A 17,013-nucleotide genomic window follows, 5' to 3' on the forward strand; every position below is an offset into this window, starting at 1 on the left:
ACATGACTGATCATCCGCGCAGCACGCCGGAGTACGACGTCGCGATCATCGGGTCCGGCCTGTCCGGCACCATGCTGGCCGCCTGCCTGGCCCGCAACGGCGCGAAAGTGCTGATCGTCGACGGCACGACCCATCCGCGGTTCGCCATCGGCGAGTCGACCATTCCGGCGACGTCGATGATGATGCGGCTGGTCAGCGAGCGGTACGGGGTTCCCGAGATCAAGTGGCTGTCCACCTTCGAGGGCGTCCAGTCCAAGATCAACACGACGTCCGGGGTCAAGCGCAACTTCGGGTTCGTCTACCACCGGCCGGGCGAGCGCCAGGACCCGCGCGAGACCCACATGTTCCCGATTCCCAAGGTCACCCACACCGAGAGCCACTTCTACCGCCAGGACATCGACAACTGGATGCTCACGGTCGCCGCCAAGTACGGCACCACCGTGCGCCAGCAGGTGCGGATCACCGGCGTGGAGATCGACGACGACGGTGCGACGCTGAAGCACACCGGCGGTCACTTCCGGGCCAAGTTCGTGGTCGACGCCAGCGGCTTCCGCTCGGTGCTGGCCGAGCAGTTCGGCCTGCGCGAGGAGCCGACCCGGTTCCGACACCAGTCGCGGTCGCTCTTCACCCACATGGTCGGCATCCGGCCGTACGACGAGCTGGCCCCCAAGTCCCGGTACGGGCATCCCAGCCCCTGGCACGACGGCACGCTGCACCACCTGTTCCGTGGCGGCTGGATGTGGGTGATCCCGTTCGACAACCACCTGCGGGGCACCAACGACCTGTGCAGCGTCGGCCTCCAGCTCGACCCGCGGATCCACCCGGTGCCGGACTGCTCCCCGGAGGAGGAGTTCCGCCGGTTCATCGCGCAGTACCCGGACATCGAGCCGCAGTTCGCCGAAGCCCGCTCGGTGCGGGACTGGACCCGCACCGGCCGGCTGCAGTACTCGTCGCGGCAGACGGTCGGCTACCGCTGGTGCCTCACCTCGCACGCGGCCGGCTTCCTGGACCCGCTGTTCTCCCGGGGGCTGTCGAACTCGCTGGAGACGATGCACGCGCTGGTGCACCGGCTGCTCTCCGCGATCGAGGACGACGACTTCTCGGTCGAGCGGTTCGAGTACATGCAGGAGTTCGAGCAGGGTCTGCTCGACTTCAACGACGACCTGGTCGCCAACGCGTACACGTCGTTCGGCGACTGGCGGCTGTGGGACGCCTGGTTCCGCATCTGGTCACTCGGACAGTTCATCGCCACCTTCGAGGTGAACCGGGCGTACGCCCGCTTCCTGGACACCCGCGACCCGGCGGTGCTGGCACCGCTGGAGCGGCCGTGGTGGCGGGGACGGGTCATCCCGCAGGACGCGCCGTACGGCGCGGTCATGGTCCTGTTGCAGCAGGTCAACGACATGACCCGGGCCGTGCAGGAGGGGCGGGCGGACTCCGGGGAGACGGCCGCCGAGCTGCTGCGGCTGCTGCGTGAGGCGGACTTCGTGCCGCCCGCGTGGGGCCTGGCCGACCCGGACAACCAGTGGACCGACGCCAACTTCTTCGAGATCGGCAAGACCCTGCGCTGGGCCCGCAAGAAGGCGCCGAAGGCCGTCGGCGACCTCACGTACGAGGGCCTGACGCTCTTCATGAAGAAGCGCTTCTCGCCCGGCGAGTTCGCCGTTGGCGAGGAACTCAAGCACCTCATCGCCCGCTGGCCGGTGGTCGGCAAGCGACTCCGCGTCCCGACGCCGAAGTGAATCCAATGGATAAGGAGTCCATGATGGAAGGTGCGGCCGCGCACAACGGGATGTTCGACGTGGTGGTGATCGGCTCCGGGCTGGCGGGCTCCACCCTGGCGGCGTGCCTGGCCGCCAACGGCGCGTACACGCTGGTGATCGACGCCGGCACGCACCCCCGCTTCGCCGTCGGCGAGTCGACGATCCCGTACACGTCGATGGCGATGCGGCTGATCAGCGAGCGGTACGGCGTGCCGGAGATCAAGTACCTGAGCACCTTCGAGTCGGTGTACGCGCACATCAACACCACCGGCGGGGTGAAGAGGAACTTCGGCTTCGTCTACCAGCGCCCGGGCGAGCAGCAGCGGCCCGAAGAAGCGAACATGTTCCAGATCCCGAAGATCCTGAACACCGAGAACCACTTCTTCCGGCAGGACATCGACAACTTCATGCTCACGGTCGCGGCGAAGTACGGCGCCGTGATCCGGCAGCAGACGCGCATAGCGGGTGTGCAGGTCGACGAGGACGGCGTGACGCTCGACGTCGGCCCCGGCGCGCCCGTGCGGGCCCGCTACCTGGTGGACGCCAGCGGCTTCCGTTCGGCGCTGGCCGAGCAGTTCGACCTGCGGGAGGAGCCGACCCGGCTCGAACACCACTCCCGCTCGCTGTTCACGCACATGGTCGGTGTGCGGCCGTACGACGACTTCGCGCCGCGCGAGACGTACGGCAACCCGACCCGCTGGCACGAGGGAACGCTGCACCACATCTTCGAGGGCGGCTGGATGTGGGTGATCCCGTTCGACAACCACCCCCGGTCCACCAATGACCTGTGCAGCGTCGGCGTGCAGTTCGACCCGCGCCGGTACCCGGTGCCGGACTGCTCGCCGGAGGAGGAGTTCCGCCAGTTCCTCGACCGGTACCCGGGCATCGCGCAGCAGTTCACCAACGCCACCCCGGTGCGCGAGTGGGTGCGCACGGGCCGCCTGCAGTACTCGCCGAAGAAGACGGTGGGCTATCGCTGGTGCCTGATGTCGCACGCGGCGGGCTTCGTCGACGCGCTGTTCTCGCGTGGCCTGTCGAACACCATGGAGATCATCAACGCGCTGACCCAGCGGCTGCTGGACGCGCTCAAGGACGACGACTTCGCCGTCGAGCGGTTCGAGTACGTGCAGGAGCTCGAGCAGGGTCAGCTCGACTTCAACGACGATCTGGTCAACAACGCGTACATCGCGTTCCGGGACTGGGACCTGTGGGATGCCTGGTTCCGGGTGTGGGCGCTGACCCAGATCCTCTCCACCTTCGAGATCAACCGGGGCTACGCGCTCTACTCCAAGACCCGCGACCCCGCCGTGCTGCGGCGGATGGAACGGCCGTGGTGGCGGGTGGAGCTGCGCGAGTTCGACCGGTCCAAGGTCGACGACCCGGACCACGCCGAGGTGCTCGAGTTCCTGGCCGGCGTCAGCCGGATGATGCGCGCCGTCGACGCGGGGGAGGCGGAGCCGAAGGACGTCGCCAAGCAGATCCGCGACCAGCTGGCCAGCGCGCGCTTCGTGCCGCCGGCGTTCGGCCTGGCCGACCCGGCGATTCGGATCACCGGCGCGTCCGCGGCCAAGGTGCTCGGCACCCTGCGCTGGGCGAAGCGGGACGCGCCGCCGGCGATCGGTGAGCTCACCTACGAGGGTCTGACCCTCTTCATGCGCAAGCGCTTCGCCCGGGGCGAGTTCGAGCCGGTCGAGGAGATCAAACAGAAACTCGCTGGCTGGCCGGTGCTCGGCTCCCGGCTGCGCGTCCCCGAGCCGAAGTAACCCGAGGAATTGGAGTGCACGGTGAGTGAATTGATCGAGGCCGAGAAGGCCACATATGACGTCGCCATTCTCGGCGCGGGTTTCGCCGGCTCGATGCTCGGCGCGATCCTGGCCCGCAACGGCGCGAAGGTGCTGCTGGTCGATGCCAAGGCGCACCCGAAGTTCGCCATCGGTGAGTCGACCATCCCCAACATGCTGGTGTCGCTGCGCACCATGTCCGAGCGGTACAAGGTGCCGGAGTTGATGACCCTGGCGACGCTGACCGCCTGCCAGAAGATCATCTCGCCCTGGCACGGCAAGAAGGACCACTTCGCCTTCCTCAACCACCAGGAGGGCAAGCCGCAGGACCCGAAGCAGGTCACGATGTTCAACTTCCCGAGCCTGCTGCACGAGACGCCGCACATGTACCGGCAGGACACCGACGCGTACCTGTTCCACGCGGCGATCAAGTACGGCTGCACGGCGCGGGTGAACTTCACGATCGCCGACGTCGACTTCGACGACTCCGGCGTCACGGTCAGTTCGACCCGGGGCGAGCAGTTCCGCAGCCGGTACGTGGTGGACGCCAGCGGCTACCGCTCGCCGCTGGCCGAGAAGTTCGGGCTGCGCGAGGACCCCTGCCGGTACAAGCACCACTCGCGGGCCGTGTGGAACCACATGATCGACCTCAAGACCACCGACGAGGTGTTCCAGCGCACCGGCGCGGACAAGCCGCCGGTGCCGTTCTACGAGGGCACCGTCCACCACCTGTTCCCGCGCGGCTGGTCGTGGGTGATCGCGTTCAACAACCACAAGGACTCGAAGAACCCGCTGTGCAGCGTGGGCCTCACGATGGACCCGCGGATGTACCCGAAGACTCCCGGCATGTCGCCGGAGGAGGACTTCTGGAAGCACATGCAGCGGTTCCCGGGCATGGCGGCGCAGTTCGAGGGCGCCCGGCCGATGCGGGAGTGGGTGGGCACGGACCGGGTGCAGTACTCGTCCAAGACCACCGTCGGCGACCGCTGGGTGCTGCTGGCCCACGCCGCGGCGTTCATCGACCCGCTGTTCTCCCGTGGTCTGTCCAACACCTGCGAGGCGGTCAACGTGCTGGCCTGGCGGATCCTGCGGGCGGTGGGTGACGACGACTTCTCGGCCGACCGGTTCGAGGGGGTGAACACCCGCCAGCAGGCGCTGTTCGACGGCAACGACAAGCTGGTCAACGCCGCGTACGCCTCGTTCGAGCACTACTCGCTGTGGACGGCCGTGTTCCGGATCTGGGCGTGGGGCTCGAACGCCGGCACGTTCCGGGCCCACGAGGCGTACCGCCGGTGGCGCTCCACCGGCGACGAGCGGCATCTGAACGAGCTGGAAGAGGTGAAGAACCCGGGTCTGCACTGGTCCGACCACGAGGGCTACGGCGAGCTGTTCGAGGACATGGTCAAGCAGTGCGGTGACTTCGAGGCCGGCAAGATCACCGGCGACGAGGCGGCGGATGCCCTCTACGACCACCTCAACCGGGCGCCCTTCGTGCCGGACCACTGGGGCTGGAAGGACCGCCACCTGCGGTTCATCAACCCGACCCCGCTCAAGATCGGCCGGACGATGCTCTGGGCGGCGACCAAGGCGCCGCCGGACGTGCGGCGGCTGATGCTCGGCTTCCTGCGCGAGGCCGGCAAGGAGCAGCTCATGGGCCGGAAGATCTTCTAGGAGACCGGATGACCACCATCGAACCCGACGCCCCGGTGTCGTACGACGTCGTGATCCTGGGCAGCCATCTGGCGACCGGCCTGCTCGCCACGGTACTGGCCAAGCAGGACCTGCGGGTCCTGCTCGTCGGCTCGCCCGACGACACGGTGCTGCCGTCCGGCGACAGCACCGTGCCGTACACGACCGCTGTGCTGCACCTGCTGGCCGAGCGGTTCGACGTGCCGGAGATCGCCTCCTTCGCGCACTTCGAGGACCTGCCGGACGCGGTGCGCCGGACCAGCGGGATCAAGAAGAGCCTCGCCTTCCTGCACCACACGGCGGGCCGCCGGCACGACCCGGCGCACGCCGTGCAGTTCCACGTGCCGGGCGAGCACAGCGAGTGGCACCTCTACCGGCCGGTCGTCGACGGGTACGCCCGGGAACTGGCCGTGCGGTACGGCGCGTCGGTGCTGCCGGAACGGGCGTCCACCACCGAGGTCCGGCTGGCGCCGGAGGCCGTACACCTGACCTTCGGCTCCGGACAGACGGTGACCGCGCGGTTCGTGGTGGACGCCCGCGACCAGGAGTCGCCCCTGCGGGCGGCGACCGCCGAGGGTGATCCGAGACCGCTGTTGCTGCGGTCGAAGATGATGCACGCCCACCTGCGCGGCGTCCGGCCGTTCGAGGAGTGCAGCCGGCTCGCCGACTACCACCGGGCGACGACCTGGTCGCGGGGGACCGTGCACCACCTCTTCGACGGCGGCTGGATCCAGGTGGTGGACTTCCGCAACCACGACGACGCGGCCAGCGACCTGTGCAGCGTGACGGTGGGGCTGGACCACGACCGGTTCGACGACCTGCCGGCGGATCCGGACGCCGCGTTCCGGGGACTGGTCGCGCCCTTCCCGAGCCTGGCGGAGCAGTTCGCGTCCGCCACGGCAGAGGGCGGCTGGACCACCTCGCCCCACTGGCAGCGCCGGTCGGCGGTGACCCACGGGCCACGGTGGTTCGCCATGGAGCGGTCGGCCTGCCGTACCGACGAGTTCCTGTCCCGGGACGTGACGATGACGGCGGAGATGGTCCACGCGCTCGGGGCCGCGCTGCCGCGAGCGCTGCGCGACGAGCCGGCGACGGGCGTCGTGCTGGCCGAGGCGGCGGCCTTCCAGGACGCCCTGATCGAGTTCAACGACCAGATCCTGGCCGCTGCCCGCACGGCCGCCGGCAGCTTCGCGTTGTGGAACGCGTACAGCCGGGTCTGGCTGCTCTGGCAGATCCTGGGCCACCTGTCGTTGAAGCGGGCCACCAACGATGCCCTGGCCGCCGGGACGTGGGATCCGGTCGAGCGGTTCGCCGACGGCGGGCTGTGGTTCCGCACCCCGGACGGTCTGCGCCAGATGTTGGACTGGTTCTTCGAGGTGTTCGCCCGGGTCCGGGCCGGTGGGCTGCGGCAGTCCGAGGCGGCGGACATGATCTTCCGCGAGCTGCGCCGGGCGCGGTTCGTGCCGCCGCTGTACCGGTTCGGCGACCCGAACGCGCGGTACTACCACTTCACGATGCCCCGTCGGCTCCTCATGGTGGCCTGGGTCATGACGGTGGCGCCCGCGGACTTCAAGCGGCTGCTCACCAAGGACAACGTGACCGGCCGGCGGGATGACGCGCCGTCGCCGACCCGGGGGCGGGCGTCGGTCGACGACGGGCGGGCGGCGGCCCACGACGTCGAACGCGCGGACGGCTCGGCCGCCGACGCGCCCGGCGTCACTCAGCCAGGTCGGCGGTGAGGTAGTGCTGGATTGTGCGACCCATCATCCGGGCCAGATCGTCGCGGTCGTGCCGGGACAGCTCGGTGCCGTCGATCAGGTAGCGGCACAGGGCCAGGCCGATCACCTGGGACGCGGCGAGCGCCGCCCGCAGCTCGTGTCGGTCGGGGCTGACGCCCTCGGCCAACGTGCCGAAGAACGCCCGTACGAACTCGTCGCGCATCAGCTCGGCGATCTCCTCACTGGTCAGCGAGGCGGACAGCCGGGCCCGGTAGGAGATCGTCGTACGAGGGCTGTCCCAGTGGGTGAGCAGGGCCGTCGCGGTGGCCCGACCCAGCCGGCGACGGCTGCCGGCCAGCAGCTGTTCGGCCAGCTCAACGGGGTTGCCGTCGACCTGCACCGCGTGCCGCAGGAGCTGCTCCTTGGAGCCGTAGTAGTGCCGCACGAGCCGCGGGTCGACACCTACGCGCCGGGCGACGCTGCGGATGCTCACCCCGGTCAGGCCGCACTCGGAGATCTCCCGCCGGGTGACGTCGAGGATCGCCTGCCGGATGCCGCTGCCACCGTCGAATCCCTGCTGCGTCGTCAAGGCAACCTCTTACGAGTTCCCGTACGCCCGAGCGCACGGCCCGATCAAATGCCTGAGTCTAGACCTTTGAGGATATGTCAGTCCGGTCCGGGTTGCTCCTGCAAGCCGGTCATTCCGTCGCGCCGGTTCACCGCGCGGCCGAGGGGGCACCGTGGACTTCGCCTGGACGCCTGAACAGCGGGACGCTTACGACGAGGTGCGCGCGAGCGCCGAGCGGGCTTTCCCGCCCACCGCCGACGCCAGCCGGCTGCACGACCGCGAGGCATGGCGGCGTCTCGGTCGGTTGGGGTTGCTCGGCCTCTGCATTCCCGCCGAGTACGGCGGCGGCGGGCTGGGCGCCCTGGACACCGCGTTGCGTGTCGAGGCGTTCGGTCGGGGGTGCGCGGACACCGGTCTGGTGTTCGCGGCCAGCGCGCACCAGTTCGCGTGCGCGGTGCCGATCGCCGGGTTCGGCACACCGGAGGTGAAGAAGGGCCTCCTACCGCGGATCTGCTCGGGCGAGGTGGTGGCCGGCAACGCGATGACCGAGGCGGGCGCGGGCTCCGACGTCTCGCGGCTCGCCGTCACCGCGACGGAGACGGCGGACGGCTACCTGCTCAACGGCGAGAAGACGTTCGTGACCAACGGACCGGTGGCCGACGTGCTGGTGACCTACGCGACCACCGATCCGGCGGCCGCCCATCTCGGTGTCACCGCGTTCGTGCTGGACCGGGACACTCCCGGCCTGACGGTCAGCGAGCCGTTCGACAAGATGGGCCTCGTGTCGGCGCCGGCCGGCCGGGTGTCCTTTCAGGACTGCCTCGTGCCGGCGCAGCGGGTGCTCGGCGAGCCGGGCCAGGGTGCCGCGATCTTCCAGCACTCGATGCGCTGGGAGCGGGCCTGCCTGTTCGCCGGATACGTCGGCCTGCTGGACCGCCTGGTGGAGCGCTGCGTCGAGCACGTGACCTCGCGCCGCCAGTTCGGCCGGCGCATCAGCGACTTCCAGGCGGTCGCGAACCGGATCGTCGAGATGAAGCTGCGGACGGAGTCGGCGCGGCTGCTGCTCTATCGCTGCTGCTGGGAGATGGACAACGGCGGCGGCTCGGAACTCAACGTGGCGTTGTCGAAGCTGGCCGTCTCGGAGGCGGCGGTCGCCGGGGCGCTCGACGCGGTGCGCCTGTTCGGTGGACTCGGATACCTGCGCGACACCGGGATCGAGACCATGCTGCGCGACGCCGTCCCCAGCACGATCTTCTCCGGCACGTCGGACGTCCAGCGTCTGCTCATCGCCCGCGAACTGGGCCTGTGAGGGCCGCGGCTTGACCAGGGAGGTGTCGACCGTGCGGGACGTGGACCAGTCCGACACGCCGGGTGGCGCGGGAATCCACGGCTACGTGGCCGAGTGGGCCCGTCGTACACCGGACGCGCCGGCGGTGATCGCGGACGACGGCCAGCTCACGTACGCGGAGCTGGCGACGGCCGCGCGGCGCCTGGCGGCGGGGCTGGCGCGTGCGGGGGTGTCCCCGGGCGACCGGGTGGTGCTGTGGTCCGACAAACGGGCCGACGCGGTGGCCGTCATGCAGGCGGCGCTGTCGTTGGGGGCGCCGTACGTCCCGGTGTCCGCGGCGAACCCGCCCGCCCGGGTGTGGCGCATCGCGGCCGACTGCGCGGCGACCGTCGTCGTGGCGGACGGTCCGGCCGCCGACCGGGTCGCCCGCGAAGGCGGTGTTCCGGACGGGCCACCGCTGGTGTCGCTGGACGAGTTGCAGCGGTTGGGGGCCGAGAGTGACCTGCCGCCGGTGCACCGACCGGCCCCGGACGAGCCCGCGTACATCCTCTACACCTCCGGGTCGACGGGCGCCCCGAAGGGCGTCAGCCTGAGCCACCGCAACGCGGCGGCGTTCGTCGAGTGGGCCGGTGACCTGCTCGCCGTGTCGCCACGGGACCGGCTGGCCAACCACGCCCCGTTCAACTTCGACCTGTCGGTCTTCGACCTCTACGCGGCGTTCCGCGCGGGCGCGTCGGTGCACCTGGTCCCGGCCGAGCTGGCCTACGCGCCGGTGCAGCTGGCGCGGTTCGTGCGCGACGAGGGCATCACCATCTGGTATTCCGTGCCGTCCGCGTTGACCCTGATGATCCGGGACGGCGGGTTGCTGGACGGCCCGCCGCCGCCGGCCCTGCGGGCCTGCGTCTTCGCCGGTGAGGTGATGCCGATCCGGTACGTGCACGAACTCCGTGCCGCCTGGCCGGGCGTGCGGCTGCTCAACTGGTACGGGCCCACCGAGACCAACGTCTGCGCGTCGTACGAGGTGACCGACGCCGACGAGGGGCGCGACCGCCCGTTGCCGATCGGCCGACCGGCCAGCGGCGCGGTGTTGACCCTGGTCCCGCCGAGCCTTGACGGCGCAGGTGCCGCTGGTGGCGGCGACTGCCCGGAGGGCGAGATCGTGGCGGACGGGCCCACGGTGATGCTCGGCTACTGGGGGCGGGAGCCGCAGCGTGGACCGTACCGAACGGGTGATCTCGGGCGGATGTCGTCCGACGGCACGCTGGAATACCTGGGCCGCCGCGACGACATGGCCAAGGTGCGCGGCAACCGGGTGGAGCCCGGCGAGATCGAGGCCGTCCTCGCCGCGCATCCGGACGTCGCGGCGGCCGCGGTGGTCGTCGCCGGCGCCGGGCTCGCCGCGCGGCTGCACGCGGTCGTGGTGCCGGCGGGCGACCGCCGGCCCGGCCTGCTGGAGATCAAGCGCTGGTGCGCCGGACAGCTGCCGACCTACATGATCGTCGACTCCGTCCAGGCGGCCACGAGCCTACCGCTCACCCCGAACGGAAAGACCGATCGAGCCGCGCTGCTGGCGGCGATCGAAGGAGGTGGACCATTACTGGCACCGAACTAGTCAACGTGGAACCGAGTGCGTTCCTGGCGATCATGGGCTCGCTGGCCAGCGGCGTCAGCGTGGTGACCGCGATCGACGCGTCCGGTCGGCCGCACGGCCTGACCTCGTCGTCGGTCTGCAGCGTCTCCAAGGACCCGCCACTGCTGCTGTTCTGCGTGCGGCAGGTGAGTTCGACCCTGGACGCCATCCGGGAGACCGGCGGATTCGCCGTCAACTTCCTCGACGCCGACGGCCACGAGGTCTCCGAACTGTTCGCCAGCTACAGCAGCGACAAGTTCGCCAATGTGGCCTGGCGTCCCGGCGACGTGGCCGGCATGCCACGGCTGGAACCGACCGTCGCCTTCACCGAGTGCGCGCTGCATGACGTGATCACCGCTGGTGATCACGCCATCGTGCTCGGCCGTCTCGTCGGTGGGGCGACGGCGCCGGACCGATTCCCGCTGGGGTATTGGCGCGGGACATATGTCCGGGTCTCTCGCCCCCATTACCGACGAGAGGAGCGCAACGGGCAGCGTCCCAGCGATCCTTCCCAGTCAATCCATCTCGAGTAGGGAAACAGAGTGGACAAGAACCAACCAGCGACCCACAGCGCCGCATGGACATGGGTCGCGGCCCTGGTCGCGGTGTTCATGGTCGCAATCGACACCCTCGTCGTCACGACGACGCTACCGGTCATCCGTACCGAGCTCGGCGCGAGCCTTGAAGATCTTGAATGGATCGTCAACGCGTACACGCTCACCTTCGCCGTCTTTCTGTTGACCGGCGCGGCGCTCGGTGACCGCTTCGGCCGGCGCAAGGTCTTCACCATCGCGCTGCTGGTCTTCACCATTGCGTCCGGGCTGGCGGGCCTCGCCGACAACATCGAGTTCCTGATCGCCGCACGCGCGGTGCAGGGCCTGGGCGCGGCGGTCGTCCTCCCGCTGACCCTCACGCTGTTGGCCAGTGTGGTGCCGGCACGTCAGCGTGGCCACGCGTTCGGGTTGTGGGGCGCGATGGTGGGTCTCGGTATCGCCCTCGGGCCGGTCATCGGCGGCGCGGTGACCGAAGCCTGGTCCTGGCAGTGGATCTTCTGGGTCAACGTGCCCATCGGTCTGCTGCTGCTGCCGGTGATGACGCGGGTCCGCGAGAGCCGTGGCGGCTACGGTCGCCTGGACCCGGTGGGCGTCGTCCTGGTCACCGCCGGCATGCTCGGCATCGTGTCCAGCCTCGTGCGGGGCAACAGCGCCGGCTGGGACAGCCCCTCCATCCTGGCGGGGTTCATCGTCGGCGGTCTCCTCGTGCTCGTGTTCATCTTCTGGCAGTCGCGGGCACGCACGCCGATGGTGCCGCTGTCGTTGTTCCGCAGCCGTGGCTTCAGTCTCACCATGGTGGCGACCATCATCATGCCGTTCGGCGTCTTCGGCGCCGTCTTCCTCGGCACCCAGTACCTGCAGAGCGTCCTCGGCTACTCGCCACTGGAGGCTGGCGTTCGCACGCTGCCGTGGACGGCCATGCCGATGATCGCGGCACCGATCTCGGGCATCCTGACCGACAAGATCGGCGGTAAGCCGCTGGTGATCCTGGGCCTGACGATGCAGGCCATCGGCGTGGGCTGGATCGGCTCGGTCGTCGGCGACCTGACGTACTCGAAGCTGGTGGTGCCGTTCGTCATCACCGGGCTCGGCCTGGGCATCTTCCTCGCGCCGATCGGCCGCCTGGCCTTCGGGTTCGCGCCCGCCGAGCTGGAGGGCGTGGCGTCCGGTGTGTCCAACGCGATCCGCCAGACCGGCACCGTGATGGGCGTGTCGGTGGGTGGCGCGATCCTCGGCGCGAACGGCGGCTACGAGTCCGTGACCACGTTCGTCAACGGCCTGGAGGAGGCCCACCTGGTGGCCGCCTGTGCGCTTGCCGCGGGCGCGGTCATCGCGCTGTTCATTCCGCACCTGCGCACCCAGGGTCACGGCCACGCGGTCGAGGAGGACGAGGAGGAGGTCCTCGCGGCGGGTGCCCCGACCTGAGCGGTCCACGGGAATCGAGGCCCCGGCCCTGCGGTCGGGGCCTCGATCGCGCCAGGGGGGCTTGGCGCGATCGAATCCATCGATGGTGAGGTGGCTGACCACCGGTAGCTCGTGTCGCAATGTCGGCAGGCGCGATGGTGGGAGCTGGTTGCGTCGCGGAGGCGGCGGGCGCCGGCTCGACGTGCCCGGTCCGGGACGTCACGGCGCGGACCGCAGGGTCGTGGCGGGCTACATCGGCATTGGCGCACGTCAACCGGGTTGGCCGGTGGCGGGCGATTGCCGTGCTCGCATTCGTGTGCGACATCTCTGCCCGGCGCCTGATGCCCGATGAGACCTATTCGGGCCGTAACGGTCTGCAACCCGACCGGTGCCGCGTGATCGCCCACCCATTTAGGGGGGGACAGCGCGGCCGTCGGCAGGATAACATCCATCGATGAACTGGCGGTACGCTAATGGGGGATGGGGCCACCAGGGATATGAAGTCATCAGCACTGGCGGTTACGGATGTCCAGGTACTCTTCTACGAGCCAGAAGGGCTTTTATTGACAGCGGGACTATTGCCGGCGGACGTAGGCGGGCACGAGTTCCGCGTAATGTTTCAATTAAGTTACCTGGGCACTGGTGAGATTACGGCGCACGTCGGCTTCCAACAGTGCGACGGCACCGACAAGACGGCTCCCGAGTTCGTCACGGTGGAATTGCTGGGAGCGGCACGACACCGTATGCCCATTATCTGGACGGCCTCGGCATCGGTGCGCGCGGAGCAGGTGAACTGCCGGCTCGTCATCTGGGGGGAACCCGCCGGCGAGGACCTGTTGCGGGGGGAGTTGATCGCCGAGGTCTCCGGGCGGCTGCCGGTGTTGACGGCCAGTTGCCAGGCATCGGTGACGCAGGCGGAACTGCCCACCCGGCAGCGGGTCGCCTAGCGGGCTGGCTGCCCTCCGTCGTGGGCGGAGGGCAGCCAGCCCTGGGGGGTAGGCGACATGGCAGTCCCTTCGCGGGTCAGCGGCTCGTCAGATCGGCCGCACGGCTGGTGAGGCGGGCTATCGGATCACGCCTGCGGTGAGCTGGCCCCCTGCTGCCACGGCCGTAGGCGGGGAATCCACGCCGGGACCGCGGCGCGGTACGTGTCGTACGCGGCGCCGTATCGTCGGCGCAGACCGGGTTCCTCGTAGAACCGCACGAACGCGGCCTGGATGAGGGCGATGGCCAACCCGTACCACAGGAGCGAGGCCTGGCCGAAGATCAGTGCCTGGCCGAGGATGGCCGTCACCACCGCGACGTACATCGGGTTGCGGACGTACCGGTAGGGGCCGCCGATCACCAGGTGTTCGGTCGGCGCCACCGGGGCCGGAGTGCCCAGCCCCTCCACGACGAAGCGCACGAACGACTGTAGGAGAAACGCCACCGCGGCGACCAGCATCAGCGCGCCGAGGACTCGAACCGGCTGGTAGTAGGCGAACGGTGTTTCCACCTCCCAGTCGGAAATCCACCATGGACCGAAGCCGGCGACCACACCCGGCGCGGCGCAAAAGAAGACAAGACTTCCGACGACGGCCCGTGTTCGTAGCACTGCGCCATGCTACGGCGCGTGCGGGGCACCATGTCAAGGCATCGTTACGTACTGTTGTCGTTGCCTGTCCGCAGAACCTCCGTATTTCCGCACGTAGGAAGGCGATACTATGGCGTTTGCCCCCATACGATGAATAGGGCATGCGATGAACTGGGAAAGGTGAACTTGTGGGCGCGGAGGTGTCCCCGAACGGTGCTCCACGACGGCGGACGGGGCGACGTGTCGGGCCGACGGTGAGCCATCAGCTCATCCTCGAGATCGCTCGTGGCCAGTTCGCGGAGCGGGGCTACGAGGGCACCACGGTCCGCACCATCGCCCAGGAGGCGGGCGTCGACAGCGCGCTGGTGCACCACTTCTTCCTCACCAAGGAAGGCCTGTTCGAGGCGGCGGTGCGTGGCGCCCTGCAGCCGCCGGATCTGGTGGAGCGGGCGATGAAGGGCCCTCGTGGCCAGGTCGGCCGACGTGCTGTCGAGCTGTTCTTCAGTCACTGGGACGAGCCCGACACGGCGGCGCGACTCGGCGGCATCCTCCGGTCGATGACGGCCAACGACATGGCGGCGGACGCCGTCCGTAACTTCCTCGGCGACCAGGTGATCCTCCCGCTGGCCCGGGCCCTGGGTCACTCCCAGCCGGAGCTGCGCGCCGCCATGGTCGGCTCGCACCTGATCGGTCTCGCCACCACCCGGTACGTCTTCCGCGTCCCGGCGATCGCCGAGCTCAGCGCCGCCGCTCTGGCCGCGGGCACGGGCAAGGCCATCCAGACCTACCTCACGGGCGTCCTGGCCTGATCGGTCCGCCCTCGGTGGGCGGGCTCCACCGTCGTCGCGCCAGTGGCCGACGTCGATCCCTGCGCGGCATCCCCCTTGACGAACCCGCGTGGGCTTCTAGAATTCATCGAACAGGGATGTCATCAGAGGGGGAAGCGCCGGTGGGTTTCCCGGCCTCCCGGGTGACGCCCCACGGGGGAGACCACGTCCGGCGACCTGGGAGGGGTTTGTGCCGACAGACCAACGCGACGAGATACTCGGCCAACTGATGGTGTACGTGCGCCACGAGCTGATTGGCGACCAGGACGAGGCGGTCACCGGGGTTGACCTGCGCCCCGACTCGCCACTGCTGGAGTGGGGCGTTCTGAACTCACTGAACACAGCTCGGCTCATCGCGTTCGTCCGGGCGGAGCTCGACGTCGACGTGCCGCCTTCGCACATCACGGGACGGCACTTCCGGAGTCTCGACACCATCACCGATCTGATCCTGTCGTTGCCCCGCGCCTGACAGGCCTGCCGAGGAGGCGCCATGAACACCAAGCCAGCAGAGTGGGACATCGGCATCATCGGAGGCGGACCCGCCGGGTCCACGGCCGCCGCCTACCTGGCCAAGGCGGGGCTGTCCGTCGTGGTCTTCGAGAGCGCCCACTTCCCCCGCGAGCACGTGGGCGAGTCGTTGGTCCCGGCAACCACGCCGGTGCTGTTGGAGACCGGGGCGATGGCAGCCGTCGAGGCGGCCGGCTTCCCGCGCAAGTTCGGCGCGGCGTGGACGTCGGCCGAGTCGCGGCCGGTGAGCCACATGGGCTTCTCCAACCTCACCCACGACTTCCGGCTCGCCGAGGTCATGTTCAACGAGCGGGATCAGGCCGGCGTCGACCGCGATTACACGTTCCACGTCGACCGGGGCAAGTTCGACCAGATCCTGCTGGAGAACGCAGCGAGTCTCGGCGCGGAGGTCCACCACGGCGTGCGGGTCAACCGCGTCGACTTCGAGGGCGAACACCCCGTGCTGCACACCCGGTCCGCGGACGGGCAACGCGAGGTGCCGGTGCGCATGGTGATCGACGCCAGTGGCCGGAACACCACGTTGGGCAGCCAGCTCAAGGTGAAGGTGGCCGACTCGGTCTTCAACCAGTACGCGATCCACACCTGGTTCGACGGCTTCGATCGACAGGCGCTCTCGGCCGAGCAGGCGAAGTCGGACTTCATCTTCATCCACTTCCTGCCGCTGACCGACAGCTGGGTGTGGCAGATCCCCATCACCGAGACGGTCACGTCGATCGGCGTCGTCACCCAAAAGAGCCGGTTCGCCGAGGCGGCCCGGGAGGATCTCGAAGGATTCTTCTGGGAGTGCGTGGGCAGCCGGCCCGAGCTGGAGGCGGCCCTGCGCAGCTCGAAGCAGGTGCGGCCGTTCAAGGCCGAGGGCGACTACAGCTACGCGATGAAGCAGATCTGCGGCGACAACTTCGTCATGATCGGGGACGCCGCCCGCTTCGTGGATCCCATCTTCTCCACCGGCGTCAGCATCGCGCTCAACAGCGCTCGGCTGGCCTGTAACGACATCATCGCCGCCGCCGAGGCGGGCGACTTCAAGCGCGAGCGGTTCGCCACCTACGAGATGCTGCTGCGGCGCGGCGTCCGCAACTGGTACGAGTTCATCTCGGCCTACTACCGGCTCAACATCCTGTTCACCGCATTCGTCCAGGACCCGCGGTATCGCCTCGACGTGCTGAAGATGTTGCAGGGCAACATGTACGACGAGGCCGAGCCCAAGGCGCTCGTCGAGATGCGGAACGTCATCCGGGCCGTTGAGCAGGACCCCGAACACCTCTGGCATCCGTATCTCGGTGAGCTGTCCGCTCCGACGGCGGCTCCCATCTTCTGACCACAAGGGGGCCGTGCGGCCCCGGTAGGGGGGACATCAGTGAGCGTGGGCAGCAGTGTGTTCAGCGACCTGGCTGTGCACCACGTCGAATTCCATGTGACCGACGCGGTCTGGGCCGCACGCGAGCTCGCCGCACAGTACGGCTTCGCCGTCGTCGGTTCGCGCCGCGACGAGGACCACGTGTCGGTGGCACTGCGGCAGGGTTCGACGGTTCTCGTGGTCACCGAGGGGCTCACCGACGCGCACCCGGCCAGCCTGTACGTGCAGCAGCACGGCGACCTGTTCCACACCTTCCACCTGCATGCCCACCGCTGGGCGGACAACCGCACCGGGATGCTCGAAGGGCCGGCCGACCCGAGCCTGGTCGTCGAC

Annotated in this window: 14 protein-coding genes and 1 pseudogene; 13 read left to right on the top strand and 2 right to left on the bottom strand. The window is 69.3% G+C overall.

What is annotated here, in order from left to right; all coding sequences use genetic code 11:
- The first annotated feature begins 2 nt into the window (after window positions 1–2).
- Genes ACIBTX_RS11060 through ACIBTX_RS11075 form a run of 4 tightly spaced genes read left to right on the top strand, consistent with a single transcriptional unit; the run spans window position 3 to window position 6,972 of the window.
- A complete protein-coding gene (locus tag ACIBTX_RS11060; protein ID WP_357125221.1) occupies window positions 3–1,742 on the top strand; it encodes an NAD(P)/FAD-dependent oxidoreductase in 1,740 nt (579 codons plus the stop codon).
- Between the two features lie 23 nt (window positions 1,743–1,765).
- Complete coding sequence (locus ACIBTX_RS11065) at window positions 1,766–3,526, top strand: tryptophan 7-halogenase (RefSeq protein ID WP_357125224.1); 1,761 nt, start codon at window positions 1,766–1,768, stop codon at window positions 3,524–3,526.
- Window positions 3,527–3,547: 21 nt separating this feature from the next.
- Window positions 3,548–5,215 carry an NAD(P)/FAD-dependent oxidoreductase gene (locus tag ACIBTX_RS11070; RefSeq protein WP_355047928.1) on the top strand — a complete coding sequence of 556 codons (1,668 nt, stop codon included), beginning with the start codon at window positions 3,548–3,550 and terminating at the stop codon, window positions 5,213–5,215.
- Between the two features lie 8 nt (window positions 5,216–5,223).
- Window positions 5,224–6,972, top strand: coding sequence for an NAD(P)/FAD-dependent oxidoreductase (locus ACIBTX_RS11075; protein WP_396832388.1), 1,749 nt, complete (start codon window positions 5,224–5,226; stop codon window positions 6,970–6,972).
- Here ACIBTX_RS11075 and ACIBTX_RS11080 read toward each other — a convergent pair.
- Entirely contained in the window at window positions 6,950–7,540 is a 591-nt protein-coding gene (locus tag ACIBTX_RS11080; protein ID WP_357125231.1) for a TetR family transcriptional regulator, read from the bottom strand. The two genes, ACIBTX_RS11075 and ACIBTX_RS11080, sit on opposite strands and share 23 nt — an antisense overlap.
- A gap of 151 nt (window positions 7,541–7,691) precedes the next feature.
- On the opposite strand from ACIBTX_RS11080, the gene ACIBTX_RS11085 reads away from it, so the two are divergent.
- The 5 genes from ACIBTX_RS11085 to ACIBTX_RS11105 all read left to right on the top strand — a co-directional run bounded on the left by ACIBTX_RS11085 (window position 7,692) and on the right by ACIBTX_RS11105 (window position 13,342).
- Entirely contained in the window at window positions 7,692–8,828 is a 1,137-nt protein-coding gene (locus tag ACIBTX_RS11085) for an acyl-CoA dehydrogenase family protein (RefSeq protein ID WP_357125234.1), read from the top strand.
- Window positions 8,829–8,859: 31 nt separating this feature from the next.
- Window positions 8,860–10,419, top strand: coding sequence for an amino acid adenylation domain-containing protein (locus ACIBTX_RS11090; RefSeq protein ID WP_396832389.1), 1,560 nt, complete (start codon window positions 8,860–8,862; stop codon window positions 10,417–10,419).
- A 5-nt stretch (window positions 10,420–10,424) separates the two neighbouring features.
- Entirely contained in the window at window positions 10,425–10,970 is a 546-nt protein-coding gene (locus ACIBTX_RS11095) for a flavin reductase family protein (RefSeq protein ID WP_357125241.1), read from the top strand.
- A gap of 9 nt (window positions 10,971–10,979) precedes the next feature.
- Window positions 10,980–12,416, top strand: coding sequence for an MFS transporter (locus tag ACIBTX_RS11100; RefSeq protein ID WP_357125244.1), 1,437 nt, complete (start codon window positions 10,980–10,982; stop codon window positions 12,414–12,416).
- Window positions 12,417–13,138: 722 nt separating this feature from the next.
- The gene (locus tag ACIBTX_RS11105; protein ID WP_357125247.1) at window positions 13,139–13,342 is read left to right on the top strand and encodes a hypothetical protein; all 204 of its coding nucleotides are present in this window, start codon (window positions 13,139–13,141) and stop codon (window positions 13,340–13,342) included.
- Window positions 13,343–13,467: 125 nt separating this feature from the next.
- Here ACIBTX_RS11105 and ACIBTX_RS11110 read toward each other — a convergent pair whose 3' ends face one another.
- The gene (locus ACIBTX_RS11110) at window positions 13,468–13,890 is read right to left on the bottom strand and encodes an isoprenylcysteine carboxylmethyltransferase family protein (protein WP_357125250.1); all 423 of its coding nucleotides are present in this window, start codon (window positions 13,888–13,890) and stop codon (window positions 13,468–13,470) included.
- 332 nt (window positions 13,891–14,222) lie between these two features.
- On the opposite strand from ACIBTX_RS11110, the gene ACIBTX_RS11115 reads away from it, so the two are divergent.
- The 4 genes and pseudogenes from ACIBTX_RS11115 to ACIBTX_RS11130 form a co-directional block, all read left to right on the top strand.
- Window positions 14,223–14,777, top strand: coding sequence for a TetR family transcriptional regulator (locus tag ACIBTX_RS11115; RefSeq protein ID WP_363660516.1), 555 nt, complete (start codon window positions 14,223–14,225; stop codon window positions 14,775–14,777).
- 208 nt (window positions 14,778–14,985) lie between these two features.
- The gene (locus tag ACIBTX_RS11120) at window positions 14,986–15,264 is read left to right on the top strand and encodes a phosphopantetheine-binding protein (protein WP_355047938.1); all 279 of its coding nucleotides are present in this window, start codon (window positions 14,986–14,988) and stop codon (window positions 15,262–15,264) included.
- 21 nt (window positions 15,265–15,285) lie between these two features.
- Window positions 15,286–16,641, top strand: coding sequence for an NAD(P)/FAD-dependent oxidoreductase (locus ACIBTX_RS11125; protein WP_357125257.1), 1,356 nt, complete (start codon window positions 15,286–15,288; stop codon window positions 16,639–16,641).
- Window positions 16,642–16,686: 45 nt separating this feature from the next.
- A pseudogene (locus ACIBTX_RS11130) lies at window positions 16,687–17,013 on the top strand (hypothetical protein); the annotation flags it as partial.

The organism is Micromonospora sp. NPDC049359 (genome assembly GCF_044466585.1).
Classification (GTDB): domain Bacteria; phylum Actinomycetota; class Actinomycetes; order Mycobacteriales; family Micromonosporaceae; genus Micromonospora.